The organism is Candidatus Omnitrophota bacterium (assembly GCA_003598025.1).
In the GTDB taxonomy this organism is placed as follows: domain Bacteria; phylum Omnitrophota; class Gorgyraeia; order Gygaellales; family Profunditerraquicolaceae; genus Profunditerraquicola.
This window is the reverse complement of record QZKH01000002.1, coordinates 369,499-387,812: the sequence shown is the minus strand read 5'-3', so window position 1 is coordinate 387,812 and position 18,314 is coordinate 369,499. Positions and strand designations below refer to the sequence as shown.

Genomic DNA, 18,314 nt, shown 5'->3' with positions numbered 1-18,314 from the left:
CTATCAAAGATTAAAGTCTATGTCAAACAAAAAGTTACATTATAAACTCTTGATTATGCTGGTGAAGAGCGGAAAGGATTTATTTATGCATCTTACATCATCAATCCTGCTTGCCCCTTTTGCCCTCAAGGCTCCTATTATTAGGCTCATAGCTGTACGATGATCGCCGAAGCTCCTAAGGCTGGAACCCAATAGCTGCTCCTTGCCATTAATAACAATATATTCTATCCCGGTTTTACTAAAAACTCTTATGTCAGCTCCCATTTTCTTCAAATTACTGGCCATTGACTTTATCCTGTCTGTTTCTTTTACTCTTAATTCATTAACCCCTTCAAATACTGTCTTTGAATTTGCATAACAAGCAGCTATCATAAGTATCGGCAGTTCATCTATAAGTGACGGCATCTCATTTTTGTATATCCTTACGCCTTTTAACCGGCTACTTTTTACCTCAATGTCCCCAGCCGGCTCCCAGCCTACTTTATAAGGGATTATTTTTATATTTACTCCCATTCTTTTCAGGACAGAAAGCAACCCTGATCTCGTCTTATTAAGAGAAACGTTCTTAATGATAACTTTGGAATTTGGGGTAATCGCTGCCAAGACTATAAAAAAACTTGCCGAAGACATATCGCCTGGTATATCCAGTGATTTCGGGCCTTTCAGCATCTGTGTTTTCCTTATTATTATATTGTCCCCCTTCACTTTTATCCTGGCCTTAAATAATTTGAGCATTCTTTCGGTATGGTCTCTCGATTTAAAAGTATCTGTAATTGTAGTTTGCCCTTGCGCATAAAGCCCGGCAAGCAGCAAAGCCGATTTAACCTGAGCTGACCCGACAGGCATCCTGTATGATATCCCTTTCAACTCGGCGCCCTGTATGATAAACGGCGGATGCTCAGCGCAAGCCGATACTCTACCGGGATTATTAAAAGATAAAGGCCTGATGACCGCTCCCATCTTTTTTAAAGGGAATGTTACTCTCTGCATTGGCCTCTTGCTAAGCTCCCGGCCTGCATGGAGCCTGCTAGTAAATTTCTGGCCTGATAATAAGCCAAGCAGCATCCTGAAAGTCGCTCCTGATTCCTTAATAAAAATACTGCCACTGGGTTTTCGTAATCCATTTATTCCAACGCCATAGACATTTACCCTGTTTGCAGTTTTATTAACAGATATCTTTACGCCTAATTGTTTGAATGTTTTTATTGTAGATAGGCAGTCTTCGTTGAAAGGAAAATTTTTTATTACTACGCGCCCATTCCCGATTGAGCTTAAGAATATAGCGCGGTGGGCAATAGATTTATCCCCGGGAATGCTTATTTCTTTAACTTTAAAGCGAACAAGGGGCTTGCCAATTAAGAATGAACCCATTTATTTAGCCGGCCTTAGGTGTTACTTTATCCCCTTCAAATACTTTGTTTCTTAGATTCGGGGAAAGATATGCTGCAGCAGCCATCGAATCCTGGATTTTTTCTACTTTGACATCGCCGATATATTTATTGTTATGGTAGACTGAAAACTCATCCCCTATTGCAACGCCGTCTTTTGACCCGAGATTGATGACTACAAACTTATAGTCTTTATTTACGACCAAAACCTTGCCTTCTACCCCGGGCTTGGATTTAGTGCTTTTGGCTGATTTTGACTGCTTAGTCTTTGTTGATGCCTCTTCCTTCTCGGAAACCAGGGATTGGACGTCTTCCGGCCCGACCACTATTGTGCCAAGTTCGACATCCTTAGTTTTCTCCTCTAAATCAAATACCTTGGTCTCTAATTCCGCCTTTTTTACCTCGAGATTGCTGATCTGGGCCTTCATTGCGCTAACATCTTTCTGCGCCATCGCAAGTTTATTTTCCAGTTCCATTCTCAGAGACTTCTGCTGCTCGATATCCTGCCTTAGCTGCTCAATCTTTGCCATAGCCTCAAGCTTAGCAGATTTTTCAGAATCAAAATCGCGGCTAAGATTATTAATCTGCAGGGTTGCGTTACGCAATTGAGCTTCCAAATCCCCTATCATATTCTTTGAATCTTCCAGTTTCATCTCAGCTACTTTCTGCCTGGCACGGATTTCTTCTATCTCATTCTGAAGTGATGTACTTTTAGATCTCTCTTTCTGTAAAAGGAAAAAAGCCCCTCCGGCTGCAATCAAAGAGACTAAAATCAATATTATAAAAACTAAAGATGAACCTCTTAATCCTTTCAACATTCAAGCCTCCTTCATCTTTTATAAAAATTTCTAGGCAAAATAGAAAAATATACTTATCTTTTTTTTCAGTATATCATCGTCCAGTCAAAAATCAAGTCAAATCTTGTCGTAACTCTCAACAACAAAGGAATTTATGTTATATATCAGACTACCCTGTTCTGTTCAATAAAATAGGTAAACTCATCCGGAAGCTTGCAATAAAATTCCACGAACTCTTCTGTGCCCGGATGTTTAAACCCAAGATATTGCGCATGCAGGGCAAGCCTGGGAAAAGTATTCTTTCTTCCGTATTTTCCGTCTCCTAATATAGGGTGCCCGATATGGGCAAGATGGACGCGCAGTTGATGTGTCCTGCCGGTCAAAGGAAAAAGCGCTAACATACTGAATTGTGAATTGCGTAATAAGGTATGATACCGTGTCTTTGCATACTTATCTGTCTCTCTAAAACCGACTGACATATTTTGTCTCTTAAGAGGATGTCTGCCTATAGGCAGCTCGATAACATCTTCATTAAATTCCACATACCCTTCGACCAAAGCGATATATTTTTTCTGCACCAGGTGCTCTGCAAACTGCTTTGTTAAATTAAAATGGCTGTTGTTATTCTTAGCTATGACTATCAAACCGGAAGTATCTTTATCCAGCCTGTGTACTATACCTGGCCTCATGGGATTTACGCTTGAAAGCTTATCTTTAAAATGATAAAGGAGCGCATTAACTAAAGTATGCTCTTTATTACCGGGTGCAGGATGTACCACCAGGCCAGGCTGTTTATTTATTACAGCTATATCACCATCTTCAAATAATATATCCAAAGGCAATTCCTCAGCAGCTAAATCTACTGCCTGTCTATCCTCTAACCTTATCGTTAACTTATCCCCTGTTTTTACTTTGTGGTGAGCTTTAACGACAGGCAAGCCGTTTACGCTGCAATTGCCATGGCTTATGGAATCCTTTATAAAAGTCCGCGAATAGCCCAAATCATTATCTTTAGCCGACTGCTGGAGAAAAATATCCAAACGTTTTCCGTTCTCAGCCTCTGATACTTCAAATGAATATTCTTTCATATGGGTTTATTGCCGGATTTTTATCCGGATAAGAAATAATGATGATATTACAAATAGTAAAAGGCTGATAAGTTGAAAAAGAGTGAGCCCGAATACTATGACCGGATTATCAGCCCGGAAGAACTCAATTATGAAACGGGAAATAGAATAAAGAAAAAGATACAGGAAGAACACCTCTCCGCTATAGTCGCGTTTTTTTATCTGGACAGCTCTTAACAGAAAATAAATAAAAAGTAACACGACAGAGGAATATAACTGCGTTGGTATTAAATAATCCTCATGCGCAGGAAAATAAAATCCGTATACTGACGGTTTTCCAAAGCAGCAACCATTCAATAAACATCCGATCCTGCCGATTGACTGAGCCAAGGCCACAAAAGGGCTCAACAAATCCAGTATCTTAAGCACGGATTGTCTTCTGCGTTTTAAATAAAATATTCCACAGGCGCTCCCTAATATCAGCCCGCCAAACCATGATAGCCCGCCATGTTGCAGCATTATTATTTCTGCCGGGTTCTTAAAATAAAAATCTGCGTTTTCAACTACATAGAAAATACGGGCGCCCAGTATGCCAGAGATAAATATATAAAAGATCAAATTGCTTATAAGATCCGGATCTATGCCGGCATTCTTTGCCTGGCGGCGGGCAAGCAAAGACGCTACTAAAAACCCCAGGACCAGCATAAGCCCGTAAGAGTAGATTGAAAAAGGCCCTATTCTGCAAATAACCGGATGCATCCTGTTAGCCCCTCCTTCTGCGCATCATCGACACGATAAGTAATACTATACCGATACTGATAAAACTATCGGCAATATTAAAAACCGGCCAGACACGAAAATCAATAAAATCTATGACATAACCAAAATAAATACGGTCAATAAGATTGCCTATTGCCCCTGACAAAATCATGATCAAAGACAGCTTATATAAAGTAAATTCATTTCTTGGACGCTTTCTCAACTCAGAATATATCAGGGCTACAGCCAGCAATGCCGAAAAAATAAAAATATAAAGCTTGTTCTGCAGCATGCCAAATGCTGCCCCTTTGTTATGGATAAGCGTCAAATATAAAAAGTTATTAATTACGGGTTTGGGAGAATTTAATACTAGATTATCAACAGCAAGGATTTTAGTGAGGCGGTCTATAAATAAGATAAAAAAAACGATGACAAAAATCATCGAATAGGGATATTACCTTCTTTCTTCTTTTTCTTGGCACTTCACACAAAGCTTAGCGTAAGGTACTGCTTTTAACCTGGTCTTGGAAATCGTCGTCTTGCAGGACTGGCATACCCCGAAAGTACCTTCTTCCATCCTTTTTAAGGCGTCATCCAGTTCATATAGCACATGCCTTTCGTTCGAGGCCAGGCCAAGCGAAAACTCCCGGTCATAGTTGTCAGTAGCTACATCTGCCATATGATAGGTGTATCCGGATATATCTCCAGAGGCATCCTTCTGGGACTTCTTAAGCGTATCTTCGGAGATATGCTTTATCCCCTCAAGGATCTCCTCTTTTCTGTTTAAAATCAGCTTTTTAAATACAGCTATATCCTTTTTTGAATATTTATTCTTCAATTTTTTTTCCTCCTATCGCATTAATGCAATTGCCGCATAATTGAGGATGCTGATCATTTTTCCCGACTTGCTCTGAATAATTCCAACAACGCTGGCATTTAAGGCCGCCTGCCTTCTCCACAACTATTGCAACATCAGGATAATTCTGGCTTCTCCTGGCATCAGAAGCTATATTATCGTCTTTTATTATTTCAACCTGTGAAACCTTAAAGATTTCACTCAAATCATTCTTCAGGCTGGATAAAAATGTATAACGTTCTTGGTTATTTGTCAACAGTTTTATTTTTGCGTCAAAAGAACTGCCGATCTCTCCCTTTGAACGCAGGTCCTCCAAGCATTTATCGATATCCGGCTTGATTTGCAGCAATTCAGATAAATCTTCTGACTCTCCAGGAATCTTCGCCGATTCTGGCCCTGGCCAATCTAACAGATGGACGCTTTTAATATCCTGCTGCCATTTTTCTTTAGGCATATAGCCCCAGATTTCTTCGGATGTAAAAACAAGGATAGGCGCCATCATCCTGAGCAAATATTGCATGACTTCATAGATAACTGTCTGCGCCGACCTTCTTTCTACGGAATCAGATGCGTAAGTATAAAGCCTTCCTTTTACTATATCAAGATAAAGCATCGATAAACGTTCATTACAGAAAAAATAAATCTGCCTGAAAGCATTTTGAAAATCAAAGGTTTCGTAAGCCTTCTTTGTGTTATATGCAGTATTGTGTGTTACGCTTAACATCCATCTATCTAAATTATTAAGTTTCTCAGGAGCAATTTTATTTTTGTCAGGGTCAAAATCATATAAATTACTGAGGATGAACCTGGCAGTATTGCGGACCTTACGGTAAGCCTCTGATAAACGCATCAGTATTTCTTTAGAAATCCTTATGTCTTCATTGTAATTACTTGAAGCAACCCACATCCTCAATATATCGGCTCCGTAATCTTTTATTATATCAAAGGGGGATATTACATTACCAAGAGATTTAGACATCTTGCGGCCTTGGCCGTCAACCACGAATCCATGGGTAAGGACAGTTTTAAAAGGCGGCTTTGAATCGATTGCAATCGAAGGAATAATAGAGGATTGAAACCAGCCCCTATGTTGGTCTGAGCCTTCTAGATATAATTCGCATGGCGTGCCCTTAAGTTCTTTTCTATCTTTAAGCACTGCCTGATGGCTTACGCCGCTGTCAAACCAAACATCTAAAATATCTTTGCCTTTTGAAAAATCCTTGCCTTTCTTGCAACAAGGACAAACAATGCCTTCGACAAGAAAGTCTTTAATATCCCTGTTAAACCAGACGTTTGAGCCTTCCTTATTTATAAACTGAATGAATTTTTCTATTACATCGCCGTTGAAGAATTCCTCCTTGCAACTGTTACAAACTAAAGCCGGCACAGGCACCCCCCAATATCGCTGGCGTGACAAGCACCAATCCGGCCTGCTTGCTACCATTGCAGAAATTCTTTCTTTTCCTGCAGGCGGCACCCATTCGACATCCTTCTCAATACTTTCAAGTATTTTCTTTCGCAGCTCATTATGGTCGATAATGAGAAACCACTGTTTTGTTGCCCTGAAAATTATGGGATTTTTGCAGCGCCAGCAATGCGGATAAGAATGTGAAAATTTTGAACTGGATAACAATAACCCTTTGGCCTTTAGCTTATCTATAATAAGCTGATTGGCATCAAATACATTCAAACCGGAAAAGTCATCTACGTCGGCGTTAAATTTACCCTGATCGTCGACAGGCATGACAATGTCTAAATTATATTTAAGTCCCGTCATATAATCTTCATTGCCGTGTCCGGGGGCAGTATGCACCAGGCCGCTGCCTTCTTCCTTAGAAACATAATCGGCCAAGACCACCCTGCCCTTCCTCAACCCGAATGGATGCTCATAAACAAGGGATTCAAGCTCTTTGCCGTCTATTTTTTTAAGCAGTTTATAGTTTTTCAGGCCTGACTGTAATAAAACATTTTCAAGTAAAGGGGTGGCTATGATTAATCTTCCGGCCTCCGTATTTATATAAGAATAATTTAATTCAGGGTGGACTGCTACGGCGACATTGGCTATCAACGTCCAGGGCGTGGTAGTCCAGATCAATAAATAGCTGTCTTTATCAAATGCTGGATTGTCATCCAGCTTGAATTTTACAAAAATAGAATCCGAAACATGGTCTTCATACTCTACCTCGGCTTCAGCTAAAGCGGTTTCGCATCTAAAGCACCAATTTACCGGCTTTAAACCTCTTTTAATATAGCCCTTTTTAAATAATTCGTTAAAAGAGCTTACTATGGCTGTTTCATATCCGGGGGTTAATGTAAGATAAGGGTTATCCCAATCGCCAAAAACACCAAGGCGCATAAACTGTTCCCGTTGGTTTTTAACGTATTTCATCGCATAATCATGAGCTTTTTCCCTGAATTCGACCTGTGATATCTGGTGCTTCCTGATTTTTAATTCTTTAAATAGCTGGTGCTCTATCGGAAGGCCATGGCAGTCCCAACCAGGTACATACGGAGAATCAAATCCTTGCATAGTCATAAACTTAACGACGATATCTTTTAAGGTCTTGTTTAACGCATGCCCAATATGTATATCCCCGTTAGCATACGGCGGGCCGTCATGGAGAACGAATTTCGGCCTGCCTTTCGATATATTACGTATTTGCTTATAAATACCCTGATCACTCCATTGCTTCAGCAATAGAGGCTCCCTTTTAGGCAGATCAGCCTTCATAGGAAAAGCGGTATTAGGTAAATTAAGCGTAGATTTATAATCTTTGTTATTTGACATATTTTTCGATTATTACTCCAAGTTTATCCTTTATCTCTTTAGATATACATTTTCTATCAGTTACTATAGCGTATTTAAGCGCATCTTTACAGGCACAAGCCCTGGATTCAGGGATACGTTTTATTATTGCAGCTATCGCTTTTTTGGCATTGTTAATGTTTTTATTGAGATTATCCATCACCATTTCAACGGTAACACTTTCATGGCTAGGATGCCAACAGTCGTAATCGGTCACAGCCGCAAGCGTCGAATAGCAAATCTCTGCCTCCCTGGCTAGCCTTGCTTCTGCCATATTAGTCATACCAATTATATCCATACCCCATGACCTATATAAATTCGATTCTGCCAAAGTAGAAAAAGCCGGCCCTTCCATATTAATATAAGTTCCGCCTTTATGCACAATGCAACCTTGATCTTTAGTCGCTTTATAAACAACATCCGCCAGATCATCGCAAACCGGATGCGCAAACACTATGTGCGCCACTATCCCATCTTCAAAGAAGGTTATCCGCCTTGCCTGATTGGTGCGGTCTACGAATTGATCCGGGACTACGAAATCCAACGGCTTTAATTCTTCCTTCAAGCTTCCGCATGCAGTAACAGATATTATTCTGTCTACCCCTAATTTTTTCATGCCATAAATATTGGCACGATAATTTATCCGGCTTGGGTTTATGCGATGCCCGATACCGTGACGCGGCAGGAATACGACATTCTTACCTTCAAGTATACCTTCAATAAATTTATCTGATGGATTACCAAAAGGCGTCTCCATTGCAACTTCTTTTATATCCCTTAAGCCTTCTATCTTATATAATCCGCTACCGCCTATAATTCCTATTTTTCCCATTTCTTGAACCCCTTTTTAGTATTGCGTATAGAGCTGTCAATTCACTTGGATAATTCTTCAGCTCTTTTTAAGGCAGCTTTTACCGCATCAGCCAGACTTCCGCCTGAATTAATTACCTTTAACCCTGCTTCAGTAGTCCCGCCTTTGGAAGTTACTTTATCACGAAGCTGCTCAGCACCGGAATTATCAATCTTCTTTACAATTTCAAACGTAACATCGCTAAGAATTACTGTCTCTCTGGCCAAAAGCAAAGACATCTCTTCATCAAGGCCAATTTCTCTTGCCGCTTCAGCTAAAGAAGTTTCAAACTCTTTAATAAATTTATTCTTGTCTCTTGCATAATCATCCGGCCTTTTGACGATTTCATTAAAATAATAGCCTGGGCCGCTTCCGGATACGGCTGTCACTGCGTTCATTTTGCTCTCATCCACTTCCCGGACTTTGCCGACATGCATAAATAATTCTTTTGCCAGGTCGAAATCTTCTTTACCTGCAAATTTACCCTTGCAAATACATGTCATAGACTTTCCAGTAATTACCCCCAGATTAGGCATGGCACGCACAACCTTAATTTTGCCTAATTGCTTTTCTATATAATTGGCCGTTACCCCGGCTGCAATAGTAACAAATATTTTGCCTTCTGTTAAACCCTTGATTTCCTTAAGTACCGGATCAAAATCCTGAGGTTTTACCGCGAGAACAACAATATCTACTGAATTAATTAAATCCCGGATATCTTTAGAGAATGAGATTCCTTGTGCCTGCTGCAACTTGCTGCTATCTTTATCGAAAACAAAAACTTCGTACGCAGACTTTATGTTTTCAGCGATTGCAGATCCCATATTCCCATAACCGACAATACCTATCTTTTTTCTTTTCACTTGTGACCTTGTGTCTTTGTGACTTTGTGACGACATATCCTTAATTACCAAATATCCTTCTTCCAATGCGGACCATCGTTGAGCCTTCTTCTATTGCCACTTCAAAATCATCGCTCATACCCATAGATAAGGTTCGTAGTTCATAGTTCACCGTTCCCAGCTCATTAATCCTGTCTTTCAATTCTCTCAGTTGGCGAAAAAACGGACGGGACTTTTCCGGGCTATCGGTAATAGGCGCAATGGTCATCAGACCGCAAACTCTCAAATTCTTTAATTTGCCGATTTGTTCCGTAACCCTAGCCGAATCTTCAGGTTTTAAGCCAAATTTAGAAGCCTCTCCAGATGTATTAACCTGGATTAAAATATCCTGGATTTTATTGATTTTGGAAGCTTCTTTATCAATCTCTTCTGCCAGACGTAAGCTATCAACAGAATGTATCAGACTAAATATCTTCACTGCCTCTTTAACTTTATTCGTCTGAAGATGGCCGATCATGTGCCATTTAACAGCTGATAGCTGATGGCTAACAGCTGATAGCTCGCTACGCCTCTTTAAAGCTTCCTGGAGCCTGTTTTCACCTATATCAAATATCCCTGCTTCTACAACCTCTTTAAGCTCTTCTGCGGTTCTAGATTTAGCAACCGCGACAAGACGGACTTCCTGCGCGGATCTTTTTACCCGCGCACAAGCCGATGCTATGCCCGAACTAATCCGACGAATATTATCTGCAATCATTGTTAAGGATGGCTGCTTAAGCTAATTATTATACACTATTAAAACAAGCGGTCAATTAAAAGTATTCCTGGTATACTTCTGATACCCTGTTAAGCAGGTCAAAAAGCGGATTTTTAGAGGAACTGAGCTGATCTTTCTCCTGATGTCTCTTGGAATGTATTGCCTGAGAGATCATACCCAGTGCAGTAACGTAGGTTATGTATTTATGCCCGGAAAAATCCGGGTTCTTCTTCAACAGATCAAAGATATGCCTATCATAAAACCTGGCGAGTTTAACCGGACAACCTAAAGCATGCTCCAGCGCTTCCAGGAAACCTTCTAAAAGTACAGTCCTGCCGCATAAAAATAAATAGTCAAGCCCGGATAAAGCGGTCTTTTTCTCAATCGCTCTCTTTATATCCTGGCATAAGATATTTACCTGTGAAGTAATTATCTCTGAAACAAACTTCTGCTTTATGGGCTTATATATATTATCTTTCTTGATAAGTATCTCTTTATCTTCATTAACAGCGTTATCTCCGATTATTCCGTATGATCTTTTTACATCTTCAGCCAGCTCAAAAGGTATTTTAAGCTCATCACACAATCTTGAAGTAAGGCTATTTCCGCCTTCGTATAATATATCTATATCTCTTATTGCATCTCCGTAGAAGAATGACATCTCTGTAAAGTCGCCTCCGATATCACATACGAGCGTCTTCTTTCCTATATAATCCTTACCCAGCATCGCCTTCCCTGTAGCTAGGCCGCTAAAATACACATCCTTGACTTCGTAGCCTGCCTGGCTTACCACTCTAAGTAAATTCTGCACGCTTACTAGTTTAACGCATATAAGGTACAATTCTGCCTCAAGTTTATGGCTATAGAGATCTATGGGATTCTCTACTTTATGCATGGAATCTATGGAATAATTAGTGGGGATTTGATGTATTATCTCTTCTTCTAAGCTTGAACCAAGGATACGCGCCTGCTCAATGACCCTTGAGATATCTCTTTTTGTAACGATCTTATTTCCTCTTTCGGCAAGCGGAATAATAGCATGGCTGTTCTTTACGATTATGTCTTCACCGGAGATATTTACATAAACTTCCCTGATTTTTAGCCCGGATTTAGCTTTTAATTTTTTCAGTATTAAACCGGTCTCATTAACTAAATCCATGGAATTCACTATGACGCCATTCTTTAAACTTGAAGATAAAACGGTATCGCAGGTTATATTAATTATGCTCTTGGACCTGATTTCGGCAACTGCTCCGGAAATCTTGGTAGAGCCTATATCCAGCGCGCAAATATAATGGCCGTTATTTCTGTTTAGCATCGTCTTTGTATTTTACTACCGGGTCCCTGAATCTTAAGTCCACATATTCGATTGCCTGCTTACCCGGCTTAATCTGGGAGAGCCAACCAGCTAAAATATCTATTTTGTTCCTGGAAGTATCGCTATCTAATTTCACTTCCAGATAATCATCCATGATTATAGTTATCTGATCGGACCTGCCTACGTTGATTTCATTTATTTTATGTTTCCTTAATACCCTGTTTGCTTTAATGTCTTTAATCAGCTTAATTGCCCCAAGAAGGCTGTCAACATTATATTTCTTTCCGGATTTAGCGCCAAATATTTTTGTCTCCAATCCTGAGATCTTCGGCAACTCTAAGGCTGCCTTATCAGGGTTGACGTTAAATAAGACGCCGTCTCCGTCAACGAAAAATTCCTTATATAAACTTACTCTTGCCAAAGGTAGACGCTCGACAAGGTCGACGAAAAGCCTATCCGGCAGCACCCTTACGATCCTGACTTTCTTGAAATCAGGATAAAGCCTGGAAATATAATCAGCCTCTGCATCTAAATCAATCTTAAAAATATTCCTGCCTTTAAGATAAGAAAACTGCGAGCTGTCTCCTTCAAACATGAGTATATCTTTTACGTTAAAACAGCCCAGGTTTTTCGAGGCATTAAAAATATAACCGATTAATATAAATGCCAGTATACATATTATGCCAATAGCCAAAAGCCTGGGCTTAGCTAGGCCACGTTTGTTATCCGCGCGCTGTGAGTTCCGCCTGTTTTTTCTCATAAGCCATATTTATTAAGCTAAGGCATAGCTCCTTAAAATCTATGCCCGCAGCTCTAGCAGCTTTCGGCAGAAGGCTTGTAGGGGTAAAACCAGGTATAGAATTGAGTTCCAATACATAGATGGAATTATCTAAACCTAAAATCATATCAACCCTAGAGCATCCCGAACATCCTAAAAGTTTATGTACTTTCAAAGCTGTAGATTTAAGTTGCTCTGCGATGTTATCATTGATCCTGGCAGGTACTATATACTCGGTCATCCCGGGGGTGTATTTTGCCTGAAAATCAAAATACCTGTTTTTGGGGACTATCTCGATAACCGGCAAAGCCTGTTCTCCCAGCACCCCTACCGTAAGCTCCCTGCCCTTAATATAATCTTCGATTAATATTTTTTCATCATAGCCGAATGCTAACTCAATGGCTTTATTTAAGCCATCCTGAGCATCAACTATCGTTAGGCCGATACTTGAGCCGTTTGAAGCCGGCTTAACTACCAGCGGGAAAGACAATCTGATCTGCCTGCTCCAAGCGGGACTATAGGATAACCTCCCCAGGACTTTACAATCAGGAACATTAATACCGTTAACTTTAAGGATTACCCTGGAAGCTGCTTTATCTATAGCCAATTTGCTGGCAAGCTCCCCTGAGCCGGTAAAAGGTATATTCATTCTGTCTAAAATCGCCTGGATCCGGCCGTCTTCCCCGAAAAAACCATGCAATGCTATAAAAGCACAATCGATGTTATAAGAATTTATTAATCTGGTATTTATTTGCGGGTCATCGGTGCTAATATCGATCGCAACTGCATCTACGCCTGACTCTAACAGACTGTTAAAAACAGCCTTGCCTGATTTAAGGGACACTTCTCTTTCGGATGAAGGCCCTCCCATCAATACCCCGATGCGCCCAAAATTCGCTTTGTCCTTTATCATTTTAGTATTTTTACTTCTGGTTCAAGCCGGACTTTAAATCTTCTGTTTACCTCTTTTTTTACCAGATTGATCAATGCGGTTACATCTTTAAATGTAGCAGCCCCTGCATTAAGGATAAAATTGGCATGCACACTTGAAACAAAGGCATCCCCAATATTTACCCCTTTTAATCCGCACATATCGATTAACTTACCCGCCGATAATCCAGGGGGATTCTTAAAAATACACCCTGCGGAAGGCTTGGAATAATCCTGGCTTTTCCTGCGTATAGTTAAGTATCCGGCAATATTGTTTTTTATAAGGCCTTTCCTGGATTTCTTAAGCCTTATTCTTGCGCCGAGGATTATATATTTTGAAAGGCTGCTTTTTCTGTAACCGAAAGCAATCTCTTTCTTCTTAAGCACTCTAATTTTATTATTATAATCTAAAACAGTAACAGAAACAACCGTTTCTGAGATATCTCTATCTTTTGTGCCGGCATTCATGGCCAAGGCGCCGCCCAATGTCCCGGGTATGCCGGATAAAAATTCAATCCCGGACAATGAATTAAGATAAGCAAAATTAATCATGCGGCTTAAGGGCATACCTGCAGCTACGTTTATACAATTGCCGTCTAAGCTGGCATTACGAAAATACCCGGAGCTGAGTTTGATGACGGCTGCATCTACCCCGGAATCCGGCGCAAGTATATTGCTCCCTGCCCCTAATATCAGAATTGGTATCTTATATCTTTTTAATGCTTTTATCAATGATTTTAAATCATCCAGGCCGCAAGGCTCAAAGAAGAACCTGGCATTACCGCCGATCTTTATAGTTGTGTGTTTGCTGAGCGGTTCTCTCTGCTTAGCTTTGCATTTTAAATCTTTCTGCCAATTCATCACTAATCCTGGTTATATCACCGGCACCCAGCATAACAAAGATATCTTTAGGCTTCTTAATTTTAAGCAGGTGACCGATTATCTGGTCTTTGCTAAGGTGTATCACTGTTTTGTTGCCGGAGTTTTCCTTTACTTTATTTGCAAGAAGCAGACTGTCTATCCCCGGGATAGGCTGCTCGCTGGCTGCATAAATATCGGTAATAATTATATAATCCGCGGAAGTAAAACAATTTGAAAATTCCTTCAATAACAATTGTGTGCGGCTGTACCTATGGGGCTGAAACACTGCTACAATCCTGCCGGGCTCAAGGAATTTCAAGGCCTCTAAAGTTGCCATTATCTCTGTTGGATGATGGGCATAATCATCGATGACCCTGAATTCACTATTTTGGAATTTCACCTCCAGCCGCCTTGCGGCTCCTAAATAATTAGAGAGCGTATCTTTTATAATTTTAATATCAATACCCAGTATCAAGCCTAACGCAATAACGGGCAAAGCATTTAGTATGTTATGCTTACCTCCGAGATTAAGGAAAAACCTGGTGATAAATTTATCTTCAAAATAACAGTCGAATTGACAAGACAGGCCTTTAATAGCTATGTTATCGGCAAATATGCCGGCTCCCCGCCCGATTCCAAAAGAAACTTTCCTGCCCGGGAACTTTAAAGCTAAATTAACAAGGTTCTGGTCATTATTCCAGTAAAATAAGCATCCATTCGTTTTAAGTGTAGCAATAAATTTTCCAAAGTTATCTACGGCATTTGAAAAACTTTTGTAATGGTCGAGATGTTCGCGGTCAATGTTAGTTATTATCGAATAATCGGGATTATAGTGTAAAAATGTACCGTCGGATTCATCGGCCTCTGCTACAAAAAATTCCCCTGACCCAAAGCAGGCGTTGGCATCTATATTCTTAAGCACTCCGCCGACAGCTATGGTAGGATTAAGACCTGCCCTTAATAACATATACGAAGCTAAAGACGAAGTAGTTGTTTTACCGTGGCTGCCCGTAACCGTAACTATCGTTTTGTCGCACATCAGATCTGCTAATGCCTGAGCCCGCCTCTTAATCAACATCCCTTTTTTTACTGCTTCCTTCAGTTCAGGGTTGTCTTCTTTTATCGCTGAAGAATATATGACCACATCCGCGCCTTTGATATTATCGGCGCTATGCCCTATATTTATATTTATGCCCCGGGATCTTAGCTCATGCACCGTCTTGCTCTCTTTAAGATCAGAGCCGGTGACTTTAAGCCCTTTGCAAGAAAGCAGCGCTGCGATGCCGCTCATTCCGATACCGCCTATACCTATTAAATGATAATGCTTAGTCAATTCCAAGATACCTCTTCCAATATATTGATAGTTCCTTTGAATTATTAAACCTATAGGCAGAGCTCAACGCCCTATCCAGGTTCTTTTTATCCCTCAGCGCCTGGCAAAAAAGAACGAAATTATCCTTGCCAAATTCCCTGATCAAATAATCTACTATACTTAAAGATTCGGCATAAAAAATACTTACCGCTTCCTGTCCGGCCATCCCTAGATTGAATTTACCTGATAGTTGCTCTAATTCAATAAATGCCTCATCTTTTATGGCTTGTTTTATTATTCTTTTTGCCTGGTTTAACCTTGCCTTTTCCTGATAAGAGGCTACCCCTTCTTCAAGCCAGATCGGGATTGCGGGATTATTAAAACCTACAAATTCGCGAAAAATAATGTGCCCCATCTCATGCGGGAGGACGGAATTAAAAAAGCTCCTTGCGTTAGGATAGGTTTTGATTACTTTATCCTTTACAAAAGCGCATCCTGAAGACCAATCAGGCTGCCCGGTGTTAATCTGATAATCTTTCGCATCATTGTATATATAGATCTTGGCCCTGTTATCCCACAGCCAGAATTCATACCTGGTAAAACCCAGGTCATAAGCAATATCATCATAATAGTCTTCCGCCTCAGAAATAACCTGCTGTATAAAATCATAAGGAGCTGCTTTGTAATATATTATAAAATGCCGGCTCTTAGACTCCTTCCATTCATCATCGGCTGTTAATGCCCCCGGTAACAAGAATAATACTAACAATAATGATACTATTAGTACCCTGTTTCTCATATGCTCAATACAATATCTCCAAACGTCTTTTCGTTATATTCGTTTTTTACGGCATCATAACAATCCTTTATCCTGTTTAATTCGTTACTGTCAGACAATAAGGTGTTTATCTTTTCTGATAACACAGCTTCCGATATAATGTCTTCGGGCATGACAATTATGCACCCCTTTTTTTGAAGGGCCTGGGCATTGGCAACCTGATGTTTGGCTGCGTAAGGATAAGGAATGATTATTGCTGGTATCTTATAAAACACCAACTCTGTTAACGTGGCAGCTCCGGCACGGGTAATTGCCAGGTCAGCGCATGAATATGCGTAATACATCTCATCCAGGAAACAGTTAACCTTTACTTCCACTCCGGAATTTTCATACTTTCTATCAAGATATTGGCGGTCCCTCCTGCCCGATAAATGAATAACCTGCAATTTTTCTTTATTTATAATCCTGCTTAGCGTATCGGCAAACAGATTGTTTATTGCCTGGCTCCCCTGACTCCCACCCATTACCAGGATAGTGAATTTATCAAGGCTTAAATTAAAAAACTTGATTCCTTCTTCTCTTTTTACTTTTTTCAAACGGTTAACCAAGGGATTGCCTGTAACAACTATTTTTTCCTCTGCACAAGGGAATAACTTTACGCTTTCCGGGAAAGAAACAGCAACCTTATCTGCGAATTTTGACAAAATCCTGTTAGCAAGCCCGGGATAAACATTCTGTTCGTGTATGACGGTCTTTATGCGGAAAAACCAGGAAAGCATCACTACAGGCACGCTGCACAAAGTGCCAAAACCTACGACTACATCAGGCCTGAAAGACACAAGTATAAATAAACTTTCAAAAAATGATTTTATCAGATTCCATGCAGCCAAAATATTTACGATACTTGGCTTGCGGCTTATGTTAGTGACCGATATTCTTTCAATTACCAGCCCCGGGTACCCTGATTTAAAATTTACACAACGGCGCGGCAAAACCATCCTTGCCTCTATCTTCAGCGCGCGGTTAAGTAAATGCTCATATAAGCCTAAAGCGGGAAAAATATGGCCACCTGATGCCCCTGCCACAAGGATAACTTTAATTTTCTTATTCATGATAAAGTTATGGGTAATCTCCTGTCCTGGCGACATTCAATATCAAGCCGATACTTACCATATCAAAGATTAAAGAGGAACCACCGTAACTAATAAAAGGTAACGGCAGGCCTTTCGTAGGGAAAATTCCGCATGATACGCCGATATTAACAATGGTCTTTAAGGCTAGCATTAATGTCAACCCTAAAGAAAGAAAATACCCGAACCTGTCAGGGGCATTTTTGATTATCAGGTATGATAACCTTAATAAAGCCGTAAACAACGCGATTATAATTATCGTACCAATCAACCCGAGTTCTTCCCCGATTATAGAAAACACAAAATCAGTATGCGCAGCAGGCAGATAAAACAGCTTCTGTTTAGAATGACCTAGCCCCGCACCAAAGATACCGCCAGAACCAAGCGCTATCTGTGACTGTATTATCTGGAAACCGCTTCCCCTGGGATCAGCCCAAGGGTTCAAAAAAGCAAATATCCTTGCCCTCCTGTAAGGTACACTGAATATCAATAAATATAATGCCGGAAGGCTGAGTAATATAAAATTTACTATATAAACCGGCTTTAAGCCGGCGATAAAAAGCATAATCATCACAACGGCAGTCATAGCCAGCACCGTACCCAGATCAGGCTGAAGAAGAATTAAAAAAACTGTCGCACCTAATACTGCTAATAACGGCATAGAACCAAATATAGATGTCTTTATGCTGTCGAATTTCCTGGATGCGAAGTCGGCCGCGTAAATTATTATTGCAAGGTTAGCCAGCTCCGAAGGCTGAAAACTTATAAACCTAAACCTGAACCACCGTCTTGCGCCTGAGACTTCCCTGCCCAATCCCGGGATCAAAACCAAAACCAGTAAAAATAATGCGATGAGTATAATCGGCTTTGAGTATTTTTTTAATACCCTGTAGTCAATAGCCATAGCTAAAGCGGCAATGACCGTTCCGAAGAGCAAAAATATAATATGCCTCTTTAGAAAATAAAGGCTGTCGCCATATCTATCTAAGGCATATATACTGGTACTGCTGTAAATCATGACTATTCCTGTACATACCAGCAGCACTGAGATCGCAAATACATTGATTCTTATCTGGCGCATTATT

General features: G+C 40.3%; 18 protein-coding genes. All 18 read right to left on the bottom strand.

Annotated elements, in window-relative coordinates; all coding sequences use genetic code 11:
* Positions 1-39 precede the first annotated feature (39 nt).
* Positions 40-1,371: a 3-phosphoshikimate 1-carboxyvinyltransferase gene (aroA, locus tag C4533_02205; protein ID RJP29823.1), complete on the bottom strand. Its 1,332-nt coding sequence runs from the start codon at positions 1,369-1,371 to the stop codon at positions 40-42.
* A 4-nt stretch (positions 1,372-1,375) separates the two neighbouring features.
* Positions 1,376-2,206 (bottom strand): hypothetical protein, encoded by an 831-nt coding sequence (locus tag C4533_02200; GenBank protein ID RJP29822.1) that lies wholly within the window; start codon positions 2,204-2,206, stop codon positions 1,376-1,378.
* A gap of 143 nt (positions 2,207-2,349) precedes the next feature.
* A complete protein-coding gene (locus C4533_02195; GenBank protein RJP29821.1) occupies positions 2,350-3,273 on the bottom strand; it encodes an RluA family pseudouridine synthase in 924 nt (307 codons plus the stop codon).
* A 6-nt stretch (positions 3,274-3,279) separates the two neighbouring features.
* Positions 3,280-4,011 carry a prolipoprotein diacylglyceryl transferase gene (gene lgt / locus C4533_02190; protein RJP29820.1) on the bottom strand — a complete coding sequence of 244 codons (732 nt, stop codon included), beginning with the start codon at positions 4,009-4,011 and terminating at the stop codon, positions 3,280-3,282.
* Positions 4,012-4,015: 4 nt separating this feature from the next.
* Positions 4,016-4,453, bottom strand: a complete 438-nt coding sequence (lspA, locus tag C4533_02185; protein RJP29819.1) for a signal peptidase II — start codon at positions 4,451-4,453, stop codon at positions 4,016-4,018.
* A gap of 12 nt (positions 4,454-4,465) precedes the next feature.
* On the bottom strand, positions 4,466-4,849 hold the full coding sequence (locus C4533_02180; protein RJP29818.1) for a hypothetical protein: 384 nt from the start codon (positions 4,847-4,849) through the stop codon (positions 4,466-4,468).
* Positions 4,839-7,655 carry an isoleucine--tRNA ligase gene (locus C4533_02175; GenBank protein ID RJP29817.1) on the bottom strand — a complete coding sequence of 939 codons (2,817 nt, stop codon included), beginning with the start codon at positions 7,653-7,655 and terminating at the stop codon, positions 4,839-4,841. Before C4533_02175 ends, C4533_02180 begins: the two co-directional genes overlap by 11 nt.
* Positions 7,645-8,505 (bottom strand): S-methyl-5'-thioadenosine phosphorylase, encoded by an 861-nt coding sequence (gene mtnP / locus C4533_02170; protein RJP29816.1) that lies wholly within the window; start codon positions 8,503-8,505, stop codon positions 7,645-7,647. The genes C4533_02175 and mtnP overlap by 11 nt, the downstream gene beginning before the upstream one ends.
* 41 nt (positions 8,506-8,546) lie before the next feature.
* Positions 8,547-9,452 (bottom strand): pyrroline-5-carboxylate reductase, encoded by a 906-nt coding sequence (locus tag C4533_02165; protein RJP29815.1) that lies wholly within the window; start codon positions 9,450-9,452, stop codon positions 8,547-8,549.
* Entirely contained in the window at positions 9,427-10,122 is a 696-nt protein-coding gene (locus C4533_02160; protein RJP29814.1) for a YggS family pyridoxal phosphate-dependent enzyme, read from the bottom strand. Before C4533_02160 ends, C4533_02165 begins: the two co-directional genes overlap by 26 nt.
* A 55-nt stretch (positions 10,123-10,177) precedes the next feature.
* Positions 10,178-11,440, bottom strand: coding sequence for a cell division protein FtsA (gene ftsA, locus C4533_02155; GenBank protein RJP29813.1), 1,263 nt, complete (start codon positions 11,438-11,440; stop codon positions 10,178-10,180).
* Positions 11,424-12,200, bottom strand: coding sequence for a hypothetical protein (locus C4533_02150; protein RJP29812.1), 777 nt, complete (start codon positions 12,198-12,200; stop codon positions 11,424-11,426). The genes ftsA and C4533_02150 overlap by 17 nt, the downstream gene beginning before the upstream one ends.
* Positions 12,163-13,131 (bottom strand): D-alanine--D-alanine ligase, encoded by a 969-nt coding sequence (locus C4533_02145; GenBank protein RJP29811.1) that lies wholly within the window; start codon positions 13,129-13,131, stop codon positions 12,163-12,165. Before C4533_02145 ends, C4533_02150 begins: the two co-directional genes overlap by 38 nt.
* Positions 13,128-14,009: a UDP-N-acetylmuramate dehydrogenase gene (gene murB, locus C4533_02140; protein RJP29810.1), complete on the bottom strand. Its 882-nt coding sequence runs from the start codon at positions 14,007-14,009 to the stop codon at positions 13,128-13,130. Before murB ends, C4533_02145 begins: the two co-directional genes overlap by 4 nt.
* On the bottom strand, positions 13,975-15,348 hold the full coding sequence (gene murC / locus C4533_02135) for a UDP-N-acetylmuramate--L-alanine ligase (protein ID RJP29809.1): 1,374 nt from the start codon (positions 15,346-15,348) through the stop codon (positions 13,975-13,977). Before murC ends, murB begins: the two co-directional genes overlap by 35 nt.
* Complete coding sequence (locus C4533_02130) at positions 15,335-16,120, bottom strand: hypothetical protein (GenBank protein RJP29808.1); 786 nt, start codon at positions 16,118-16,120, stop codon at positions 15,335-15,337. Before C4533_02130 ends, murC begins: the two co-directional genes overlap by 14 nt.
* A complete protein-coding gene (gene murG, locus C4533_02125) occupies positions 16,117-17,247 on the bottom strand; it encodes an undecaprenyldiphospho-muramoylpentapeptide beta-N-acetylglucosaminyltransferase (protein RJP29807.1) in 1,131 nt (376 codons plus the stop codon). Before murG ends, C4533_02130 begins: the two co-directional genes overlap by 4 nt.
* On the bottom strand, positions 17,219-18,310 hold the full coding sequence (ftsW, locus tag C4533_02120) for a putative lipid II flippase FtsW (GenBank protein ID RJP29806.1): 1,092 nt from the start codon (positions 18,308-18,310) through the stop codon (positions 17,219-17,221). Before ftsW ends, murG begins: the two co-directional genes overlap by 29 nt.
* Between the last annotated feature and the right edge of the window lie 4 nt (positions 18,311-18,314).

What these genes read in the sequence shown, in the direction of transcription:
- aroA (RJP29823.1), bottom strand. Translation starts at nt 1,371, where the DNA reads ATGGGTTCATTCTTAATTGGCAAGCCCCTTGTTCGCTTTAAAGTTAAA.
- C4533_02200 (RJP29822.1), bottom strand. Translation starts at nt 2,206, where the DNA reads ATGTTGAAAGGATTAAGAGGTTCATCTTTAGTTTTTATAATATTGATT.
- C4533_02195 (RJP29821.1), bottom strand. Translation starts at nt 3,273, where the DNA reads ATGAAAGAATATTCATTTGAAGTATCAGAGGCTGAGAACGGAAAACGT.
- lgt (RJP29820.1), bottom strand. Translation starts at nt 4,011, where the DNA reads ATGCATCCGGTTATTTGCAGAATAGGGCCTTTTTCAATCTACTCTTAC.
- lspA (RJP29819.1), bottom strand. Translation starts at nt 4,453, where the DNA reads ATGATTTTTGTCATCGTTTTTTTTATCTTATTTATAGACCGCCTCACT.
- C4533_02175 (RJP29817.1), bottom strand. Translation starts at nt 7,655, where the DNA reads ATGTCAAATAACAAAGATTATAAATCTACGCTTAATTTACCTAATACC.
- mtnP (RJP29816.1), bottom strand. Translation starts at nt 8,505, where the DNA reads ATGGGAAAAATAGGAATTATAGGCGGTAGCGGATTATATAAGATAGAA.
- C4533_02160 (RJP29814.1), bottom strand. Translation starts at nt 10,122, where the DNA reads ATGATTGCAGATAATATTCGTCGGATTAGTTCGGGCATAGCATCGGCT.
- ftsA (RJP29813.1), bottom strand. Translation starts at nt 11,440, where the DNA reads ATGCTAAACAGAAATAACGGCCATTATATTTGCGCGCTGGATATAGGC.
- C4533_02150 (RJP29812.1), bottom strand. Translation starts at nt 12,200, where the DNA reads ATGAGAAAAAACAGGCGGAACTCACAGCGCGCGGATAACAAACGTGGC.
- C4533_02145 (RJP29811.1), bottom strand. Translation starts at nt 13,131, where the DNA reads ATGATAAAGGACAAAGCGAATTTTGGGCGCATCGGGGTATTGATGGGA.
- murB (RJP29810.1), bottom strand. Translation starts at nt 14,009, where the DNA reads ATGAATTGGCAGAAAGATTTAAAATGCAAAGCTAAGCAGAGAGAACCG.
- C4533_02130 (RJP29808.1), bottom strand. Translation starts at nt 16,120, where the DNA reads ATGAGAAACAGGGTACTAATAGTATCATTATTGTTAGTATTATTCTTG.
- murG (RJP29807.1), bottom strand. Translation starts at nt 17,247, where the DNA reads ATGTCGCCAGGACAGGAGATTACCCATAACTTTATCATGAATAAGAAA.
- ftsW (RJP29806.1), bottom strand. Translation starts at nt 18,310, where the DNA reads ATGCGCCAGATAAGAATCAATGTATTTGCGATCTCAGTGCTGCTGGTA.